Genomic DNA, 20,029 nt, shown 5'->3' with positions numbered 1-20,029 from the left:
CGGTCCGGGCGTCAACGGGGCCGCGTCGGCAGAGGTGCTGATCAGCGGTTCACGCGACCGGAACGCCGTGGGTCCGGTTCACGCGACCGCGACGCCGTGGGTCCGGTTCACGCGACCGCGACGCCGTGGGTCCGGTTCACGCGACCGCGACTTCCCACGGCCACGCCGCGTCCCGCCCGGCTTCGAGGAGCGGAATCATGCGGAACGCCTGGTCGGTGAGTCCGCCGAAGGTGTGCCGCCGGGCGCGGCCGGACGGGGCGTGCCCGGCTTCGTACCCGGCGAGGTTCCAGGTGTACATCGGTGTCGTCCCGGGAACGGCCTCGGTGACCTCCTGGCCGTCGTGACCGGCCTGTTCGTCGGTGATGACGACGACTCGGTCGTGGTCGCGGAACGTCTCTCGGAGGGCCAGGGCGGTGTCGGTGCCTCCTCCGAGGAACCATCCCCCGTCCTTCCACTTCCGGACATCGCCGAGGAGGGATCCACCGGGGGCGAGCGGAAACGCCTTCGTCCTCGCACCGGGCGGCTGGTCCCAGTACTCACGGGTGGAGGAGAACGAGACCACGTCGGCCTGTGCGCATCGGCGCCCCAGGGCGATGGCGAAGACGGTTGCGGCGTCCCAGCGCATGAGTGAGCCGTCACGGGAGAAAGCCTCGTCCATCGAGGCGGACGTGTCGACGAGGACCAGCGTCCGGCCGTCCAGCCGCGGAACGCCGGCGAGCGAGGCGGTGAGCGCCTTGTCGAGGGCGTGCCCCCAGCGCAGGGACGGTGCGGCCTTGTGCGCGGAGTAGAACCTCATGGGCAGTTGCCGGGACCGGGCCACCCGCTCGGGGGCGCAGAGCCGCTTCGCCACCTGCTCCGCCACGTCGTCGCCGACCCCCGCCTCGTCGAAGTTCCGCAGATTACGGAGCAGCGCCATGTACCCCATGGACGGGATGACCGCCTCCCACGCCGCCGCGTCCATGGGGCCCCGGAGCCAGCCGGCCAGTGCCTCCCACGTCATGCCCGCTTCGTTGAACAGGTCCGTGACGTCCGGGTCGCCGAGGGCGCCGCGGCGGTCCTCGACAGGCATCTTCATCAGAGAGTCGCGGGCGCGCAGCGTGTGGAGAAGGTGCGGGATCTCCTCGTCCCGGTTCTTGCGCCGGTCGATGGCGTGTTTGAACAGGTCTCCCTGCCACGGCCTGTCGTTCGCCGGGCTGGGGTGGACGAGGTTGAGGACGTCGCCGAACCGGTATCCCTTGGAGCCGGTGTCGTACTTGAGCAGGGCCCGCTCGTCGTAGAGGCGCCGCACGGCGTCGGCGATGCCGCGCTTGACGGGCTTCGGAAGCCGGCGGCCGTACTTCGACGTCCAGTAGGCCAGCAGTTCGCCCGGTTCGTCGGCGCGCTGGAGTACCGAGTCGATGACCTGGCGGGAGTGGCCGGGCGCCTCCCGCAGGAGGCGTTCGGTGGTGAACTCGGCCGCACCGACCAGGGCGGCGGTACGCATGTTGCCCTCGCCGCGCAGCCACTTCAGCAGGCCGGCCACCCACTCGGGGTCCTCCACCGCGAGCTTGCGGACGAGCTGGGTGTAGCGGTCGTCGCGCTCGCCGCCCCGCTCGTAGAAGGTGTCCTGCGCGACGAAGTTGGTCACTGCCAGCAGGAACAGTTCGGACTTGGCGTCCCGGAGATAGCCGGTGGCGCCCTTGGCCGTGCTGGTGCGTATGCCCGTGGTCCGCACGGCCGAGGCAGCGGCGGGACGGGTGCCGAGCTTGTTGAAGCGGGACATGGAAGAACCCCTCGCATGGAGGGGAAGCTCAGCGATGGGGTGCCCGAGATCAGAATCGGTGACGGAGACATAGTGCTCTGGGCCGCTGAGCTACCGTCGGTCCGTGGAACGGCGGCCGGGATTCGAACCCGGGTCCTCTCGTGGACCGGCCGTCAGTTGCCGGTCGGTCTCAGTCGGAGAAGTATCCGTCGCCTGCGCACCGGGCACCCCGATGCTGCGCCTCCCGAGATCAGGAACGGGGCCGCCGGGCGCTTGGAAGAAGTAGGCGGACCCCGCGCACCGGGAGGTGCATGAATCTGAGGGCCACTGTATTCATCACATCGGTTTTGCCGTAGGGATTTTTTGAGCGGGCTAGCCACCGAACGGCATGCGGGCGTGTGCGCGCCTGCCGTTCGGCTGCGGGACCCTCTCGGTGTCCGGCATCTCACCAGGTCGGGCCGTCACTTGTTGGATCCCAGGGTGAGCCCCGCGATGAAGTGCCGTTGCAGCAGCATGAAGACCACGAGGGTCGGGAGCGCCACGATCACCGAGCCGGCGGCGAGCAGGTTGTAGTCGGTGAAGAACTGGCCGCGCAGATTGTTCAGTGCCGAGGTGATCGGGAGTTTGTCGCCGTCGGAGATGAAGACCAGGGCCCAGAGGAAGTCGTTGTACATCCAGGTGAACTGGAGTGTGCCGAGAGCGGCGAGTGCCGGACGGCACAGGGGCAGGGTGATCCGCCAGAACTGGGTCCAGACGCCCGCTCCGTCCACGACGGCCGCCTCCAGGATCTCCTGCGGGAGGGTGCGCATGAAGTTGGCCAGCACGAAGACGCAGAATCCGAGCTGGAAGCCGATCTGGACCAGGACGACGGCCCAGTACGAGTCGAACATCGTCATCGAGTCGGACATCCAGTACGGCAGCGGGATGCGGTTGAAGACGACGTACAGGGGCGTGACGATCACCTGCTGCGGAAGCAGGTTCCCGGCGGTGAAGAGCATCAGCAGGACGAGCCCGCCGCGCATTTTCAGCCGTGCGAGTGCGAAGGCGACGAACGAGGCGAGGAAAAGGGTGACGAGCACCCCCGGAACCGCGATGATCATGGTGTTGACGAAGTACTTCGTCATGCCGGAGTCGGTGAACGCCTGCCGGTAGTAGTCCAGGGAGAGATGGCGCGGCAGCGAGAAGTAGCCGTACTCGGAGGTCTCGTCGTACGGCCGTAGCGACGCGTACACGGCGAGGACGAGAGGCGCGAGGAAGGCGATCGAGACCGTCATCAGGAAGGCGTGCACGCCGAGCCGGCCGGGGCGGAGCCTGCGTCGGGCAGTGGTGGGGGCGGGGGGTGCCGGCCGGACGGCGGCGGCTCGGGTGGTCATCGGTTCTTCTCCCCTCGGAGCTCCTGGACCAGATACGTCACGACGAATCCCAGCGAGACGGCGAGCAGGACGACGGCGATGGCGGAGCCGAATCCGATCCGGCTGGCCTCGCCGATGATGTTGTCGGTGACAAGTACCGAGAGCAGTTCGAGGCCGTTGCGGCCGTGGTTGACCGCGTACACGATGTCGAATGCGCGCAGCGACTCGATGACGGTGATGACCCCGACGATGACGTTGACCGGCCGGAGTGTGGGGAAGACGATGCGGAAGAAGGTCTGGGTCTCGCTCGCGCCGTCGATCGCGGCGGCCTCCTTCAGCGAGGGGTCGACGGCCTTGAGTCCGGCGAGGTAGAGGATCATCACGTAGCCGGTGTGGCGCCAGGCGGCGGCCAGCAGAATCATCCAGATGTTGAGGTCGGGATCGCCCAGCCAGTCGGTCGGCGTCCGGGTGTCGCCGACGATCGCGTTGAGGGCGCCCTGGTCGCGGGAGAAGATCAGCTGGGCGATGAAGCCGACCACGGCGAGGGACAGCACCACGGGCATGTAGAGGGTCGACTGGTAGAAGCGGCTGAAGCGCACGCCCTTGTCGATGAGTACGGCGAGGAGCAGCCCGAACGGTGCGGCGACCAGGCCGAGGAAGCCGAGCCAGAGCAGGTTGTGGCGGGCGGCCGGCCAGAACTGCGGGTAGTTGGTGAACAGGTTCGCGTAGTTGCGCGTACCGACCCACTTGATGTCGCCGATGCCGTCCCAGCTGGTGAACGAGAGGGCGACGGAGGCGAGGGTCGGCCCCCAGACGATGGCGATGTCGAGCAGGACTGGGATGCCGAGCAGCACGCCGAGCACGACGAGGTCGCGGCGGGTGAACCGCCGCGTTCCCCGTTGTCCGGTGCGCCGCCCCGAGATGAACGACACGGTCGGTGCTCCAGGTTCAGTCCGAGGTGAAGATGCTTTTCTTCTGCCGTTCGATGTCGTTGACCAGGCCGTCCACATCGTTCGGACTGCTGATGAACTTCTGGATCGCCGGGATCATGACCGTGGAGGAGAAGTCCGGGCGGGTGTCACGGTCCATGAACTGGGAGATCTGCTTCGCCCCGGAGACCAGGTCGACGGCCTTCTTCTGGAGCGCGGAGTACTGGGAGGTGTCCGCCTGGTCGTTGACCGCGATGTTGTTCGGGTCGCTCTTCAGGTAGATGTCCTCGGCCTTGCCGGTGGCGAGCCACTTCAGCAGGTCCTTGGCGCTCTCCAGGGACTTCTTGTTCTTGAGGTTCTTCGACTTCTTCGCCAGCAGGAACCCGTCGATGGGCGCCTCGACCGCGTCCTGGCCGTGTTCGGGGTTGATGACGGGGAAGGGGAAGAAGTCGAGGTCGCCCTGTTCGGTCTTGGAGAACTGGGCCCCGGGGTGCGGCAGGCCGAAGACCGCCATGCCCGCGTCGCGCTTCTGGAGGCTGGTCGCCGCCTCCTGCCAGGTACGGCCGTTGGCGCCCTGCTGGCAGTACGGAAGGAGGCGGCGCCAGGTGTCGAAGACCTCCCTGACCCGCTTGTCCGTCCAGGCTTCCTCGCCGGCCATCAGGCTCTTGTGGAATTCGTAGCCGTTGGTCCGCATGTTGATGTAGTCGAAGGTGCCCATCGCGGGCCAGCCGTCCTTGTCGCAGAACGCGATGGGGTCCAGCTTGTCCTTCTTCATCTGCTTGGCGAGTGCCACGTACTCGTCCAGCGTCTTCGGCGCCTGATAGCCGCGTTCGGTGAACAGGCTCTTACGGTGGAAGACGGCCCATGGATAGTAGTAGTACGGGGTGAGGTACTGCTTGCCGTCCGCGCCGCTGGACTGGGCCTTCAGAGCGGCGGAGAAGCCCTTGTAGCCGTGCCAGTTGTCACTGATGTCGTGCAACAGGCCCTTCTCCGCGAAGAACTGCATGCGGTTTCCGGCGAACCACATGAAGACGTCGTCGGGCTTGCCCTGCAGGTACCGGTTGATGTTCTCCTGAAAGGTGTTGTGGTCAACCGTGTTGACCTTCACCTTTCGGCCATCCGACTGAGCCGCGTAAGCACTGAAGGCCTCGGCGAACGCCTTCTTCGGAACGGGGTCGGACGAATTCGAGCCAAGGGTGATCGTCTTGCCGTCACCGCCGGGACCGCTGCCGCATGCGGTGAGCAGTGCGGGAAGCGTGACCGCTCCGGCACCGACTGCCGCGCCACGTAACAGACTTCGCCGGGACATCCGATGTCCTGCGACACTGCCGGGCACATCTGACCTGTCGTACGAGCGCGCCATGACCCCCTCCTCCGGAAGGTAACCCAACACAACCGAACGTGCGCTTGGATCACACCCCCAACCAGGGTCCCCGTCAAGGGTTTTGACGAGATACCGAACAACCGGCGCCACCCCTCTTCCAACAGACTTCAACACGCTCTAACGTAATCGCTCGTCTTGGCGTGCACATGTCGTCACCTGATTCGGCACGAGTCCGGAGGAACGTAACGATGCGTCATCTTCCAACCCGTACAGCCCGCACAGGCCGCCGCAGAGTCATCGGAGCGCTGGCCGCAGGCCTCCTGTGCGCGGCGGGGGTCGCCTTCCCCGCCGCCGCGGATTCCCCGGAACCGGCCCCCGCACCGGTGTCCGTTCCCGGCGCGCGGGCCGGCAGCGATCTCGCTCTCACACCCCCCATGGGGTTCAACAACTGGAACTCGACCCATTGCCGGGCCGAGTTCAACGAGTCGATGGTCAAGGGCATCGCGGATATCTTCGTCGAGAAGGGCCTCAAGGACGCCGGCTATCAGTTCGTCAATCTGGACGACTGCTGGGCCGTGCCGCAGCGTAATGCGGACGGCAAGCTGGTGGCCGATCCGGCGCGATTCCCGAACGGCATCAAGTCCGTCGCGGATTACGTCCACTCGAAGGGCCTCAAGCTCGGCATTTACACCAGCGCGGGCACCAAGACCTGCGACAGTGTCGGACTTCCCGGCGCGCTCGGCCATGAGTACAGCGATGCGCGGCAGTTCGCCGACTGGGGCGTCGACTACCTCAAGTACGACAACTGCAACAATCAGGGCGTCGACGCGAAAGAGCGCTATACGACGATGCGGGACGCGCTTGCCGCCACCGGCCGGCCCATCGTCTACAGCATCTGCGAATGGGGGCAGAACAAGCCCTGGGAATGGGCCGCGGAGCTCGGCAACCTCTGGCGCACGACGGGCGACATCAACGACAGCTGGAGCAGCATGCTGTCGATCATGAAGCAGAATCTGCCGCTCGCCGCAGCCGCGGGGCCCGGACACTGGAACGACCCCGACATGCTGGAGGTCGGGAACGGCGGGATGACGGACACGGAGTACCGCACCCACTTCTCCATGTGGTCGGTGATGGCCGCCCCGCTCCTCATCGGCTCCGATCTGCGCAAGGTGACGCCCGAGACGTTCGACATCCTCTCCAACCACGAGGTCATCGCGGTCGACCAGGACCCGCTGGGCAAGCAGGGGACCGTGCTCTCCTCCGACGGGGGACGCTGGGTCGTCACCAAGGAGATGCGCGACGGCAGCCGGGTGGTCGCGCTGTTCAACGAGACCGGGAGCGCACAGCGGATCTCGACGACGGCCACGGCGGCGGGACTGCCTCGGGCCGCCGCGTACACGATGCGTGATCTGTGGGAGCACACGGACTACAACACGGCGGGCGACATCTCGGCGACCGTCGCGGCACATGGCACCGTACTGCTGCGCGTCGCCGCCGACAGCACCTGGACCTCACATCCGCCGGCCGCTGAACTCGGCCTGCAAGGAAGCCCGTTGGTCGAGGCCGGACGCACCGCACCGCTGACGACCACGGTCACCGATCTGGGCCGTACACCCGCCCTGAAGGTCTCGGCGGCGCTCACCGGGCCGTCGGGCTGGCAGGTCCGGGCCGACTCGGCGACGACCGCCGCGGCGCTGCCCACCGGACGGGCGCTGACCACGCGCTGGCGGGTGACGGCCCCGGCCGGCACGACCACCGGCACCTACGACCTGACGCTCACCGCGCGGTACCGCTCGCCCGCCGGGAAGCACGTGCGCGCCTCCGTGCCCTTCCAGGCCCATGTGGTGGTGGCACCACCGGCCGGCGGCGGCTTTCTGAGCGATCTGCCGCAGCTCTCCGCGTCGAACGGCTACGGACCGGTCGAGAAGGACACCAGCAACGGTGAGAGCGCGGCGGGCGACGGGAATCCGCTCACCATCGGCGGCGAGGTGTACGCGAAGGGGCTGGGGGTGCACGCGGACAGCACGGTCGAGTACTACGCGGGCGGCGCGTGCGGCACCGTGACGGCCCGGGTCGGCGTGGACGACGAGAAGGGCACCAAGGGAAGTGTGACCTTCGAGATATGGGCGGACGGCACGAAGGCGGCCTCGACCGGGGTACTGACCAACGCGATGCCGGCGCAGCCTGTCTCGGCGGATGTGAGCGGTGCGCAGGTCGTACGCCTGGTGGTCACCGACGGAGGGGACGGTGTCGACTCCGACCACGCGGACTGGGGCGACCTCCGCATCAGCTGCTGACCGGGCACCCGCGTGCGACGGGCGGACCCGGCACCTCGGGCCCGCTCCTCGGGGACGATTCACACCTGTACCGGGACCGCCCCGTCCGCGCCGGCCCGCGCCGCGAATGCCGCGGCCGCCGCGCCCACCAGCCCCGCGTCGTTGCCCATGACCGCGGGCGTCACCGTCAGCTGCTGGACGAACGAGAGCGTGGCGTAGCGGCGCAGGGCGCTGCGCAGTGGGGCGAACAGGACGTCGCCCGCACCGGCCACTCCCCCGCCGATCACCGCGATGTCGATCTCGACCAGCGTGGCCGTCGCGGCGATACCGGCGGCCAGTGCCTGCGCGGCCCGCTCGAAGGAGGCCACGGCGACCGCGTCCCCCGCCCTCGCGGCGACCGCGACCGCCGCGGCCGAAGCGTCGCCGTCCTGGCCGGGCCGCCAGCCACCCTCCAGTGCCCGGCGGGCGATGTTGGGCCCACTGGCGATGCGCTCGACGCAGCCGCGTGAACCGCACGGGCAGGGATCGCCGTCCAGGTCGACGCTGATGTGCCCGATGTGTCCCGCGTTGCCGCTCGGGCCGGGCCGCAGGGTGCCGCCGAGGACGAGCCCGCCGCCGACACCGGTCGACACGACCATGCACAGCGCGTTGTCGTAACCGCGGGCCGCGCCGAGCCAGTGCTCGGCCGCCGTCATCGCGACGCCGTCGCCGACCAGCTCGACCGGCAGCCCTCCGGCCGCCCTGCTCACCCGCTCCACCAGCGGGAAATCACGCCAGCCGGGAACGTTGACGGGGCTGACCGTCCCGGCGGAGGCGTCCACCGGGCCCGCGCTGCCGATCCCGACGGCCGAGGCCCGCCCCCACAGCGGTGAGGCCGTCAGCTCGGCCAGCACTTCACCGACCGCCTCCATCACCCTTTCCCCGCTCTCGCGGGCGGGGGTCGGGCGCTGCGCGCGTACGAGGAGCGTGCCGCTGCCGTCCACCAACGCGCCGGCGATCTTGGTGCCGCCGATGTCCAGCGCGGTGACGAGGTCGGTATGCATCGGTGTGGGCTCCGGATGGTGAGGGGTGGGACCTGCGGCTTCAGTAAATAGTCTGCCCAGTCTCCATTCAGCTGACAACGTTGTCCAGGGCCTATGCTCGACGCCACAGCCTCCGGCCCGTCCGCGCTACTCCCCGCGGCCCCGCCGGACAGCCCGCACCCGACGACAGGACAGCGCACCGTGGCCGAGACCACCCGTCACCCCGAGCCCCGTTACGGCAACCGGCCGACCATGAAGGATGTGGCCGCGCGTGCCGGAGTAGGGCTCAAGACGGTCTCCCGCGTGGTCAACAGCGAGCCGGGCGTCACGCCCGACACCGTGCGCCGGGTCCAGGAGGCCATCGACGCGCTGGGCTTCCGCCGCAACGACAGCGCGCGCGTGCTGCGCAAGGGCCGTACCGCCTCCATCGGGCTCGTCCTGGAGGACCTCGCCGACCCCTTCTACGGGCCGCTGAGCCGCGCCGTCGAGGAGGTCGCCCGTGCGCACGGCGCCCTGCTCATCAACGGTTCGAGCGCCGAGGACCCGGAGCGCGAGCAGGAGCTCGTGCTCGCGCTGTGTGCGCGCCGGGTCGACGGGCTCATCGTGATTCCGGCCGGCGACGACCACCGCTATCTGGAGCAGGAGATCAGGGCCGGCATCGCGACCGTCTTCGTGGACCGGCCGGCGGGCCGGATCGATGCCGACATGGTGCTCTCGGACAGTTTCGGCGGCTCGCGTCAGGGCGTCGCCCATCTGATCGCGCACGGCCACCACCGGATCGGGTTCATCGGTGACCAGCCCCGCATCCACACCGCCACCGAGCGGTTGCGCGGGTATCACACCGCCATGACCGACGCCGGAATAGCCGTGCAGGACTCCTGGGTCTCACTCGGCTCCACGGAACCCGACCGGGTCCGCCGGGCCGTCGAGACCATGCTCAGCGGCCCGGAACCGGTCACCGCACTGTTCGCGGGCAACAACCGGGTGACGGTGACCGCGGTACGCGCCCTGGCCGGCCGGGAGCGCCCGGTGGCCCTGGTCGGTTTCGACGACATCGAGCTCGCGGACCTGCTCGGCATCACCGTCATCTCCCAGGACGCCGCCGCCGTCGGCCGCACCGCGGCCGAGCACCTCTTCCGCCGGCTCGACGGCGCCGACCACGCACCGGTGCGTGTGGAGCTCCCCACCAAGCTCATCCCGCGCGGTTCGGGCGAACTGCGCCCGTCCTGAGCGCGGGGCCGCGAAGAGCCTGTCGGGTGACCCTCGATCGCCCGATCAGAGGTCACCCGAGAGGCTCCATGGACGGCGGTACCGGCTACGGCGCCATGACCGTCAGCCCGCCGCGCCTCGGTGAGGCGAAGCCGTCGAGGTCCGCGCGGGTCAGCCCGGTCAGCCGGGCCACCTCCGCGGTGCCCAGGGCGCCGCAGTCGATGCCACGCAGCAGGTAGCCGCTGAGCGCCTTGGCGGTGGCGGGTTCGTCCATCACGTCGCCGCCCGCCTTGGCCACGTACGCGGCAAGCCGGGCCGCGGCCTGCTCCAGGCCCTCGCGGTAGAACGTGTAGACGGCCGCGTAACGGGTCGGCAGATGGCCCGGGTGCATGTCCCAGCCCTGGTAGTAGGCGCGGGCCAGGGCTCGCCGGGTGAGGCCGTAGTGCAGCCGCCAGGCGTCGTGGACCTGCGAGGTCGGGCCGACGGGCAGCACGTTGGTCGAGCCGTCGCTGACACGTACGCCGGTGCCCGCGGCGGCCACCTGCATGACGGCCTTGGCGTGGTCGGCCGCCGGGTGGTCGCTCGCCTGGTAGGCGGCACTGACGCCGACACAGGCGCTGTAGTCGAACGTTCCGTAGTGCAGCCCGGTCGCGCGGCCCTGCGCGGCGTCGATCATCCGGGCCACGGCGGCGGTGCCGTCGGCGGCCACGATGGACTGGCTGGTCTCGATCTGGATCTCGAAGCCGAGCCGTCCCGAGGGCAGCCCGTGCACCTTCTCGAAGGCTTCGAGGAGTTGGACGAAGGCGGTGACCTGTTCGGGGTACGTCACCTTCGGCAGCGTGAGCACAAGCCCGGCCGGAAGCCCGCCCGCCCGCATCAGGCCGCTGAGGAAGACATCGGTGGTGCGGATTCCCCGGTCCCGCACGGCGGCTTCCATGCACTTCATCCGGATGCCCATGTACGGGGCGGCCGTGCCGTTGCCGTACGCATCGGAGATCAGCCGCGCCGCCCGGGCCGCGGCCTCGTCCTCCTCCGCGTCGGAGTGGGGACCGTAGCCGTCCTCGAAGTCGATCCGCAGGTCCTCGACCGGCTCGCGCTCCAGCTTGGCGCGCACCCGGTCGTGGACGGCCACGGCGAGCTCGTCCGGGATGCCGAGGACCGCGGCGAGGGAGGCCGCGTCGGGGGCGTGCTCGTCGAGGGCCTTCAGTGCCTGGTCGCCCCAGGAGCGGATGGTGCCGGCGGTGAAGGTGTCCCCGGGGACGTAGACCGTGTGGACGGGCTGACGGGTCCCGGGATCGCCGGGGTAGCGGCGGGCGAGTTCGGCGTCCACCTCGGTGAGGGAGGCACTGATCCCGTCGCTGACCGCACCGGCGAGGCTCGTCGCCACCATCTCCTGCTGGCCCATTTCCGCACCCTCCACGCTCTCGCTGTTTCCGCTTCCCGGAATCAACAATCCATATGGTGAAGTTATAAGGCTGCCGTACCTGCGTCAATGGCGACCGGAAGGGCTGCGGGGCCGCGCGGTGGGTTCACCGTGCGGCCCCGGACTGCGGGTCGTGCCTGTGTGCCGTGTGCTGTCCGGCGGGTCAGTTCTTGCGGGCGGTGACCTCGTCGGTGAGCTGGGGGACGACGTTGAAGAGGTCACCGACGACGCCGTAGTCGACGAGGTCGAAGATCGGGGCCTCGGCGTCCTTGTTGATCGCGACGATCGTCTTGGACGTCTGCATACCGGCCCGGTGCTGGATCGCCCCCGAAATACCGGAAGCGATGTACAACTGCGGCGAGACCGACTTCCCGGTCTGCCCGACCTGGTTGGTGTGCGGGTACCAGCCCGCGTCCACCGCCGCACGCGAGGCACCCACCGCAGCACCCAGCGAGTCCGCGAGCGCCTCGATGACACGGAAGTTGTCCGCACCATTGACACCCCGGCCACCCGACACCACGATCGCCGCCTCCGTCAGCTCCGGACGCCCCGTCGACTCACGCGGCGTCCGCGACAGCACCTTCGTCCCCCGCGCCAGCGCCGAGAACACCACCACCAACTCCTCCACCACACCCGCCGCCGGAGCAGCCTCGACCGGAGCCGAGTTCGGCTTCACCGTGACAACCGCAGCACCCCGCGACACCCGGGACTTCGTGGTGAACGAAGCGGCGAACGCCGACTGCGTCGCAACCACACCCTCCTCACCGGCCTCCAGATCCGTCGCGTCCGTGATGATCCCCGAACCGATCCGGACCGCGAGCCTCGCCGCGATCTCCTTGTTCTCCGCCGACGACGGCAGCAACACCGCCACCGGCGACACCACCTCGACCGCGGCCTGCAGCGCATCCACCTTCGGCACCACAAGGAACTCCGCGAACTCCGGCGCATCCGCGGCCAGAACCCTCACCGCACCATGCTCCGCCAGCACACCGGCAGCCACCCCCGCACCACCACCCAGCACCACCGCGACCGGATCACCGATCCGACGCGCCAGCGTCAAAAGCTCCAGCGTGGGCTTGCGGACCGCACCATCCACATGATCGACAAAGACGAGAACCTCAGCCATGAAACTTCAATCTCCCGCAGATCGAGACGAAACAACCAGGACAGACAACGACAACGGACAACGAGAAACGGACAACCGGCTCAGATGAACTTCTGACCCGCCAGGAACTCGGCCAGCCGCTTGCCGCCCTCACCCTCGTCCTTCACGATCGTGCCCGCCGTCCGCGCCGGACGCTGCACCGCCGAATCCACCACCGTCCACGCACCACCCAGACCCACCTCACCCGCATCCAGACCCAGATCACCCAGATCCAGCGACACCACCGGCTTCTTCTTCGCCGCCATGATCCCCTTGAACGACGGATACCGGGCCTCACCCGACTGATCCGTCACCGACACCACCGCCGGCAACGACGCCTCAACCCGCTCGGACGCGGTATCACCATCACGACGCCCGGTCACCACACCACCCTCAACCGCCACCTCCGACAACAACGTCACCTGCGCCACCCCCAACCGCTCCGCGAGCAGCGCCGGAACCACACCCATCGCGCCGTCCGTCGACGCCATCCCCGAGATCACCAGGTCATAACCCGTCTTCTCGACCGCCCTCGCCAGCACCAACGACGTACCCACCGCATCCGTACCGTGAAGATCGTCGTCCTCGACGTGAACAGCCTTGTCCGCACCCATCGACAACGCCTTGCGCAACGCGTCCTTGGCATCCTCCGGACCCACCGTCAACACAGTGACCTCCGCATCATCAGCCTCGTCCGCGATCTGCAACGCCTGCTCGACCGCGTACTCATCCAGCTCCGACAACAGACCGTCGACATCCTCACGATCCAACGTCAGGTCATCGGCGAAATGCCGGTCACCGGTCGCGTCGGGCACGTACTTCACACAGACAACGATCCTCAAGCTCACGCCGGCTCTCCTACTGCATCGTCATTTCCGGGCTGCCTTGTTGCACGCAGCATAGGCGCCTGATGGGGCGATTTCCGGTCGGGGCGGCTGGCGCTCCGACCGTAATATTACTCGCCAGTACACCCAGTGCATGCCCTATAAGCAAGCGCTTTGCACTGTGATCTGCCCAACGCCCGGCGCCCATGTGCCACCAAGGGGTTCTCAGTCTCGCAGAGCCGTGAACCGTCCCTGGTGATAGACAAGCGGCCGCCCGGATCCGGCCGGATCCCCGACCACCGCCTGGGCGATCACGATCCGGTGGTCCCCCGCCGGAATCCGCGCCACGACCCGGCACACCAGCCATGCCAGCACGCCGTCCAGCACCGGAACACCTTCCGGCCCACTGCGCCAATAGGTGGACGGACCGAACCGGTCGGCGCCGCTGCGCGCGAAGGTGGCGGCCAGCTCCTGCTGATGCTCGCCGAGTACGTGGACGCCGATGTGCTCCGCCTCCGCGATGACCGGCCAGCTGGAGGACGAGGTCCCCACGCCGAAGGAGATGAGCGGTGGCTCGGCGGCCACGGAGTTGAGGGAGGTCGCCGTGAAGCCGACCGGCCGGTCACCGGCGGCGGTGATCACGGCGACTCCGGCGGCGTGCTGCCGGAACACGGAGCGAAGGAGGTCCGGGGATGCCGTACGGGTATGGCCGAGCTCGGGTGATGCCGTCATGGAGATGTCGTCCTTCTGCGCGTCGGGAGTGCGGGGCCGTGGATGCTCAGGCATCCGGACAGCGCGCGCTCGCGTAGCGGACGAGGTCGACATGGACCCGGCCGTAGAGAAGGAGTACTGGCGGCATAACGTCAGACTGACGATGCGTGGTGGGTGCAGTCAAGACCGTCCCACAAGGTGGGAGATGCATCACGGCCCGTCATATCGCCTGCCCCAGCGCGGCCACGACATCGACGGTGCGTGGCTGCCCGACGGCCCGTCGGACGATCCGGCCGGAGGCATCGAGCACCAGTACGGTCGGGGTTCTGCTGATGTCGAGCGCTCGCACCAGAGTGAGATGCGCCTCGGCGTCGATCTCCACATGGGTGACGCCGTCGACCATTCCCACCACCTCGGCGAGTGTGCGCCGGGTGGCCCGGCAGGGCTGGCAGAAGGCGCTGGAGAACTGGACGAGAGTCGCCCGCTCACCCAGTTCCACGCCGAGTTGGGCGGAATCCAGCTTGTTCACGTCTGTCCGCCCGTCCACCTTCGGCCTCCTGTCAGAGCTCTACGCAAAGGGTCAGCGCTCGCGGTCGCCGGGACATTCCCGGCCGTTCCACGTGACGAGAATCTCGCGCCCCGCGCCCGCCGAGACTGGCCACCGCGACGCGCATGGGGCACGATCGGCGCAATGCCGAAAACCTACGGCTGCGTAACTTCCGCCGGGAGAACCCTCCCCAGGCGCTGAAGAAGGGTCTCCCCCAGATGGCAGAACTCGTCTATCGGCCGGTCATCGGCGCCGCTCGCACGTTTTTCAAGGCGCTCGACCTGAAGATCGACACCCAGGGTTCGGAGCACATCCCGAAGACTGGTGGCGCGGTTCTGGTCAGCAATCACATCAGCTATCTGGACTTCATCTTCACCGGGCTCGCGACGCTGCCGCAGAAGCGGCTCGTCCGCTTCATGGCGAAGGAATCGGTGTTCCGTCACAAGGTCTCCGGACCGCTGATGCGCGGCATGAAGCACATCCCCGTCGACCGCAAGCAGGGCGAGGACGCGTATGCGCACGCCCTCGCCTCGCTGCGCTCGGGTGAGATCGTCGGTGTCTTCCCCGAGGCGACGATCTCGGAGTCCTTCACGCTGAAGAACTTCAAGTCGGGTGCCGCACGACTGGCCCAGGAGGCCGGGGTGCCGCTGATCCCGATGGCGCTGTGGGGAACACAGCGGCTGTGGACCAAGGGCCGGCCGCGCAACTTCAGGCGCAGCCACATCCCGGTGACGATCCGCGTCGGCGAGCCGGTGGAGGCCCCCACCGACCAGTACGCGGGCGCGATCACCCGTCGGCTGCGAGAGCGCGTGCAGGAGCTCCTCGAGGCCGCCCAGCGCGCCTACCCGGTGCGCCCGAAGGACGCGAGCGACACCTGGTGGGTGCCCGCGCATCTGGGCGGTACGGCCCCGACGCCCGCCGAGGTCCGCGAGCGGAGCTGACGCCGACCGGTTCGCGGCAACGGCTGAAACGTCACTCCGCCGTACGGGCCGCGCCCGGCGGCCATGCGGGGGCCTTGTGCGGAGACCGGCCGTCGAGTCGTGGGGCGAGGCGGCGCGTGACCTCGCCCAGCAGCGCCGACCGGGCTTCGCCGCCGGGCCCGTCGGCCAAGCCGTGCGCCCCGACCGCGAGGTGCGTGAAGTGCCGGGCGAGGGCTCGCGCCTCACCGGAATCGGTGACGGCCAGGGGTATGGGCCGCCTTGCCTCGTCACGGATCAGAGCGCTGCCGGAAGCGTGTGCCAGAGCTGGGCGCGGTCGGCCGCGGCCCGCAGGCCGCGCAGAACCAGCGGATGCGGTGCGGCGTAGAGCACTGGATAGTCCATTTCGTCGAACTCCGGCCGGACGGGCCAGGCCAGCCGCTCCTCTTCCCGCGAGAACCGCGCGTCGACGCCCGGCCGGTTGCCCCGCGGGTCCTGACGGTCCCAGCGGTCCCGGCCGGGAAGCCGAAGCGCGATCAGTCCGTGCACGGGCCCGGGTCCCCGTTGCCGCCCGCGAGTCGCTGATAGCACAGGGCCGCCGGAATACCCTCCGCGCGCAGCAGGGCGGCCAGGGCGTGGGACTTGGCGTGGCAGATGCCGTTGCGGGTCGCCAGGGCGTCCGAGGCGCGCCAGGTGACCCGCGTGTCGCCCGTGTCGGCGGAGTGCGCGATGGCGTCACGTACGAAGTCGAAGGCGGCAGCGGCGTATGTGTATGCGTCTTCGGTTTCGGAACGCAGGTGCGCGGCCGTCTCCCTGACCAGCGGATGCTCATGGTCGATCGCTTCGTCGGCCATGAGATAGGCCGAGATCGCGGGGACCTGCTGAGTCAGTTCCATGGCCGCCGAGCGCAAGTATGCGGCCAACCGGAAGTCAATCACTTTCCGGTCGGCCGCATAATCATGCATGAATGGCTAGGCCGCCATCTCTTCCTTCAGCGCGAGGAGGAACATGTCGACATCGTCCTCCGTGGTGTCGAAGGCGCACATCCAGCGCACGTCTCCGGCCTTCTCGTCCCAGAAGTAGAACCGGAAGCGCTTCTGCAGCCGCTCGCTCACCGCGTGCGGCAGGCGCGCGAAGACCGCGTTGGCCTGGACGGGGTGGAGGATCTCCACGCCGTCCACCGCGCGGACCCCCTCGGCGAGCCGCTGGGCCATGGCGTTCGCGTGCCGGGCATTGCGGAGCCACAGGTCGCCTGCGAGCAGTGCTTCCAGTTGCACCGAGACGAATCGCATCTTGGAGGCGAGCTGCATCGACAGCTTACGCAGATGCTTCATGGCGCGGACGGCATCGGGGTTCAGGACCACGACGGCCTCGCCGAAGATCGCCCCGTTCTTCGTGCCGCCGAAGGAGAGCACGTCGACGCCGACGGTATTGGTGAAGGTACGCATCGGTACGTCCAGGGAGGCCGCGGCATTGGCTATCCGGGCCCCGTCGAGGTGGACCTTCATGCCGTGCCCGTGGGCGTGCTCGCAGATGGCGCGGATCTCGCCGGGTGTGTAGACCGTGCCGAGCTCGGTGTTCTGGGTGATCGAGACGACCTGCGGCATGGCGCGGTGCTCGTCGTCCCAGCCGTAGGCCTGCCGGTCGATGAGCTCGGGTGTGAGCTTGCCGTCCTCGGTGGGCACCGTGAGCAGCTTGAGGCCGCCGACCCGCTCCGGGGCGCCGCCCTCGTCCACGTTGATGTGGGCGGATTCCGCGCAGATGACCGCACCCCAGCGGTCGGTCATCGCCTGGAGCGAGACCACGTTGGCGCCGGTTCCGTTGAAGACCGGGAAGGCTTCGGCGGTGGGGCCGAAGTGGCTGTGCATCACGCGCTGGAGATGACCGGTGTACTCGTCCTCGCCGTAGGCGATCTGATGGCCGCCGTTGGCGAGGGCGAGGGCCGCCAGGATCTCCGGGTGGGTTCCCGCGTAGTTGTCACTGGCGAAACCGCGTACCTGCGGGTCGTGATGCCGACGCGCGTCGGTCCTTACGGTTGCGGGGTCAGCCACAGGCGCTTTCCGTTCACTTCCGGGGCAGGCCGGTCCCAGACGCCGGCGATGGCATCGGCCAGCTCCTTGACGTCGGTGAAGCCCGCGAACTTCGCATTCGGGCGCTCGGCGCGCATCGCGTCGTGCACCAGTGCCTTCACGACCAGGATCGCAGCCGCGCTCCGCGACCCGTCCTCGCCCCCCGCCTTGCGGAAGGCGTCCGCGAGCGCGAGGGTCCAGGCCTCGGCCGCCGCCTTCGACGCGGCGTACGCGGCGTTGCCCGCAGTGGGATGGCTCGCCCCGGCCGCGCTGATCAGCAGATAGCGGCCGCGGTCGCTGCGCTGCAGACCGCCCTGGAAGGCGAGTGAGGTGTGCTGGACGGTACGGATCAGCAGCTTCTCCAGCACCGTCCAGTCCGCGAGGTCCGTCTCGGCGAAGCTTGCGCTTCCGCGCCAGCCGCCCACGAGGTGAACGAGCCCGTCGATCCGGCCGAACTCCTTCTCCGTCCGCTCGGCCCACTCACGGGCCGCACCGAGGTCGAGCAGATCCACGGTGTCCCCGGTGACGGTGGCGCCACCATGGGCATAGCGGGCCGCGTCCACGGCCTCGGCGAGCCGGGTGGCGTTCGCGTCAGACGCGACGACGACCGCACCCGCCTCGGCGAGCCGGAGCACCGTGGCCCGGCCGGCCGGTCCGGCCGCACCCGCCACGGCGACCACGGCACCTTCGAGCGCACCGCTCCCGTTGCCCTTGCCGTTTCCGTTCATGGCCACCGCCTCCTCGCTCCGTGCACTCACGCGGCCGCCCGCCCGGCGTCCGCGGCGGTGATCCCCTTGGTGGAGGCGATCACGTTCTTCAGCTTCTTGGAGAGCGCTTCATAGAACATGCTCAGGGGAAACTCGTCCGGAAGCACGTCGTCGACGAGTTTGCGGGGCGGCTGGGAGAGGTCCAGGGCGTCGGGGCCCTTGGCCCACAGGGAGCCGGGGTGCGGTGCCAGATAGGTGGCGACCAGGTCGTAGGCGGCGAACCAGTGGACGAGCTTGGGGCGGTCGATGCCGTCGCGGTAGAGCTTCTCGATCTCGTCGCAGAGCTGGTTGGTGATCCGCGGGGCCAGCTCCCAGTCGATCTTCAGGGTGTTGTCGGTCCAGCGCACGACATCGTGCTTGTGGAGGTACGCGAAGAGCAGCTGGCCGCCGAGACCGTCGTAGTTGCGGACGCGCTCGCCGGTGACCGGGAAGCGGAACATCCGGTCGAACAGCACGGCGTACTGCACGTCGCGGCCCTGGCCGAAGCCGTCGGCCTCCAGCTTCACGGCCTCCCTGAAGGCGGTGAGGTCGCAGCGCAGCTCTTCGAGGCCGTACATCCAGAACGGCTGGCGCTGCTTGATCATGAACGGGTCGAACGGCAGGTCACCGTGGCTGTGGGTGCGGTCGTGAACCATGTCCCAGAGCACGAAGGCCTGCTCGCAGCGCTGCTGGTCGCCGACCATCTCGCGGATGTCCTCGGGCAGCTCGACGCCGAGGAGCTCGACGGACGCCTCGGTGACCCGGCGGAAGCGGGCGGCCTCCCGGTCGCAGAAGATGCCGCCCCAGCTGAAGCGCTCGGGGGCCTCGCGCACGGCGATGGTCTCCGGGAAGAGCACCGCGGAGTTGGTGTCGTACCCGGAGGTGAAGTCCTCGAAGGTGATCCCGCAGAACAGCGGGTTGTCGTAGCGGGTCGCCTCCAGGTCGGCGAGCCACTCGGGCCAGACCATCCGGAGCACGACCGCTTCGAGGTTGCGGTCGGGGTTGCCGTTCTGCGTGTACATCGCGAAGACGACCAGGTGCTGGAGACCGTCGGTGCGGTCCTTGGCCGGCTGGAAGGCGAGCAGCGAGTCGAGGAAGTCCGGGACGCCGAAGCCGGTGGCCGCCCAGCGACGGAGGTCCATGACAAGGGCTCGGTGATACGCGGCGTCGTGCGGGAGCAGCGGGGAGAGCTGTTCGACCGCGGCTGTCACCCGGTCCAGCGTCGCCCCGGCGACCGCCGGGGACGGCGCACCCTCGGCCTCGAAGTCGATGGAGCCGTCCTTCGACTGCCAGGGCCGGATCTCCTCCACGGCATTCTTGAGCGCGGGCCAGGCCGGGTGCTCGATCACCCGCGGGGCTGCGGTTATGCCGCCGACTGCGACGTCGTGCACAAGAATTTCCGTCATAACACTTCCTTCACGGGAGAACCTCGCGTCAAGCAACCGTATCCGTGTGCGGTTCCTTGAGACAAGTGGAGACCTGAAAATTATCCTGTCCGACCCCATGGTCACCGCTATTTTTCCTGCGCCATCGCATTGCGGCAGACGCTTCATCGGGACGATGGCCGTGCGGGGTCGGCCAGGGGGACGAGGCCCCCGCCGCCTTCGCACACCTGCCCGGCAAGTGCGTGCGGGACACGCCCACGCATGAGTGACACAGCTCGCGGGGCGCGCGCCGCTGCCGGTGGGACGGACGGCGTCAACCCCTCCCGTACCGCCCTGGAGCACCGCCGCGTGAACATCCTGCCGTTCTGGTCGCAGCCGTCATCACCGGGTTCCTGCTCGCCGCAGCCGAT

Annotated in this window: 17 protein-coding genes and 1 pseudogene; 3 read left to right on the top strand and 15 right to left on the bottom strand. The window is 68.8% G+C overall.

What is annotated here, in order from left to right:
• Window positions 1–136 precede the first annotated feature (136 nt).
• The 4 genes from FHX80_RS30485 to FHX80_RS30470 form a co-directional block, all read right to left on the bottom strand.
• The gene (locus FHX80_RS30485) at window positions 137–1,762 is read right to left on the bottom strand and encodes a TROVE domain-containing protein (protein ID WP_145767733.1); all 1,626 of its coding nucleotides are present in this window, start codon (window positions 1,760–1,762) and stop codon (window positions 137–139) included.
• Window positions 1,763–2,202: 440 nt separating this feature from the next.
• On the bottom strand, window positions 2,203–3,114 hold the full coding sequence (locus tag FHX80_RS30480; protein WP_145767732.1) for a carbohydrate ABC transporter permease: 912 nt from the start codon (window positions 3,112–3,114) through the stop codon (window positions 2,203–2,205).
• Window positions 3,111–4,025, bottom strand: coding sequence for a carbohydrate ABC transporter permease (locus FHX80_RS30475; RefSeq protein WP_145767731.1), 915 nt, complete (start codon window positions 4,023–4,025; stop codon window positions 3,111–3,113). The genes FHX80_RS30480 and FHX80_RS30475 overlap by 4 nt, the downstream gene beginning before the upstream one ends.
• A gap of 16 nt (window positions 4,026–4,041) precedes the next feature.
• The gene (locus tag FHX80_RS30470; RefSeq protein WP_145767730.1) at window positions 4,042–5,331 is read right to left on the bottom strand and encodes an ABC transporter substrate-binding protein; all 1,290 of its coding nucleotides are present in this window, start codon (window positions 5,329–5,331) and stop codon (window positions 4,042–4,044) included.
• 263 nt (window positions 5,332–5,594) lie between these two features.
• Between FHX80_RS30470 and FHX80_RS30465 the strand changes: the two genes are divergently transcribed.
• The gene (locus tag FHX80_RS30465; protein WP_145767729.1) at window positions 5,595–7,643 is read left to right on the top strand and encodes an NPCBM/NEW2 domain-containing protein; all 2,049 of its coding nucleotides are present in this window, start codon (window positions 5,595–5,597) and stop codon (window positions 7,641–7,643) included.
• 59 nt (window positions 7,644–7,702) lie between these two features.
• Here the strand turns inward: FHX80_RS30465 and FHX80_RS30460 are convergent, their stop codons facing one another.
• Window positions 7,703–8,665: an ROK family protein gene (locus FHX80_RS30460; protein ID WP_145767728.1), complete on the bottom strand. Its 963-nt coding sequence runs from the start codon at window positions 8,663–8,665 to the stop codon at window positions 7,703–7,705.
• A 180-nt stretch (window positions 8,666–8,845) separates the two neighbouring features.
• On the opposite strand from FHX80_RS30460, the gene FHX80_RS30455 reads away from it, so the two are divergent.
• On the top strand, window positions 8,846–9,874 hold the full coding sequence (locus FHX80_RS30455; protein WP_145767727.1) for a LacI family DNA-binding transcriptional regulator: 1,029 nt from the start codon (window positions 8,846–8,848) through the stop codon (window positions 9,872–9,874).
• Window positions 9,875–9,959: 85 nt separating this feature from the next.
• Here FHX80_RS30455 and FHX80_RS30450 read toward each other — a convergent pair whose 3' ends face one another.
• From FHX80_RS30450 to FHX80_RS30430, 6 genes are all read right to left on the bottom strand, one after another.
• Complete coding sequence (locus FHX80_RS30450; protein WP_145767726.1) at window positions 9,960–11,258, bottom strand: DUF6986 family protein; 1,299 nt, start codon at window positions 11,256–11,258, stop codon at window positions 9,960–9,962.
• A gap of 181 nt (window positions 11,259–11,439) precedes the next feature.
• Window positions 11,440–12,402, bottom strand: a complete 963-nt coding sequence (locus FHX80_RS30445) for an electron transfer flavoprotein subunit alpha/FixB family protein (protein ID WP_145767724.1) — start codon at window positions 12,400–12,402, stop codon at window positions 11,440–11,442.
• A gap of 80 nt (window positions 12,403–12,482) precedes the next feature.
• Window positions 12,483–13,268, bottom strand: a complete 786-nt coding sequence (locus tag FHX80_RS30440; protein WP_145766134.1) for an electron transfer flavoprotein subunit beta/FixA family protein — start codon at window positions 13,266–13,268, stop codon at window positions 12,483–12,485.
• A gap of 201 nt (window positions 13,269–13,469) precedes the next feature.
• On the bottom strand, window positions 13,470–13,976 hold the full coding sequence (locus FHX80_RS30435) for a flavin reductase family protein (protein WP_145768125.1): 507 nt from the start codon (window positions 13,974–13,976) through the stop codon (window positions 13,470–13,472).
• Window positions 13,977–14,022: 46 nt separating this feature from the next.
• Window positions 14,023–14,103 carry a putative leader peptide gene (locus FHX80_RS36895; RefSeq protein WP_401600229.1) on the bottom strand — a complete coding sequence of 27 codons (81 nt, stop codon included), beginning with the start codon at window positions 14,101–14,103 and terminating at the stop codon, window positions 14,023–14,025.
• Window positions 14,104–14,175: 72 nt separating this feature from the next.
• On the bottom strand, window positions 14,176–14,502 hold the full coding sequence (locus tag FHX80_RS30430) for a TlpA family protein disulfide reductase (RefSeq protein ID WP_145767723.1): 327 nt from the start codon (window positions 14,500–14,502) through the stop codon (window positions 14,176–14,178).
• A 218-nt stretch (window positions 14,503–14,720) separates the two neighbouring features.
• Here FHX80_RS30430 and FHX80_RS30425 point away from each other — a divergent pair, with 218 nt between their 5' ends.
• Entirely contained in the window at window positions 14,721–15,443 is a 723-nt protein-coding gene (locus tag FHX80_RS30425; protein WP_145767721.1) for a lysophospholipid acyltransferase family protein, read from the top strand.
• 273 nt (window positions 15,444–15,716) lie between these two features.
• On the opposite strand, the pseudogene FHX80_RS30420 reads toward FHX80_RS30425, so the two are convergent.
• From FHX80_RS30420 to FHX80_RS30405, 4 genes and pseudogenes are all read right to left on the bottom strand, one after another.
• A pseudogene (locus FHX80_RS30420) lies at window positions 15,717–16,315 on the bottom strand (transglutaminase-like domain-containing protein).
• Window positions 16,316–16,390: 75 nt separating this feature from the next.
• Window positions 16,391–17,470 (bottom strand): threonine aldolase family protein, encoded by a 1,080-nt coding sequence (locus FHX80_RS30415; protein WP_145767719.1) that lies wholly within the window; start codon window positions 17,468–17,470, stop codon window positions 16,391–16,393.
• Window positions 17,449–18,216: an SDR family NAD(P)-dependent oxidoreductase gene (locus FHX80_RS30410; protein WP_145767718.1), complete on the bottom strand. Its 768-nt coding sequence runs from the start codon at window positions 18,214–18,216 to the stop codon at window positions 17,449–17,451. Before FHX80_RS30410 ends, FHX80_RS30415 begins: the two co-directional genes overlap by 22 nt.
• Before the next feature lie 26 nt (window positions 18,217–18,242).
• The gene (locus FHX80_RS30405) at window positions 18,243–19,640 is read right to left on the bottom strand and encodes a DUF6421 family protein (protein WP_145767716.1); all 1,398 of its coding nucleotides are present in this window, start codon (window positions 19,638–19,640) and stop codon (window positions 18,243–18,245) included.
• Window positions 19,641–20,029 lie beyond the last annotated feature (389 nt).

Origin of the sequence: Streptomyces brevispora (assembly GCF_007829885.1) — a bacterium.
Lineage (GTDB): Bacteria > Actinomycetota > Actinomycetes > Streptomycetales > Streptomycetaceae > Streptomyces > Streptomyces brevispora.
This window is presented reverse-complemented; position numbering and strand designations above follow the sequence as displayed.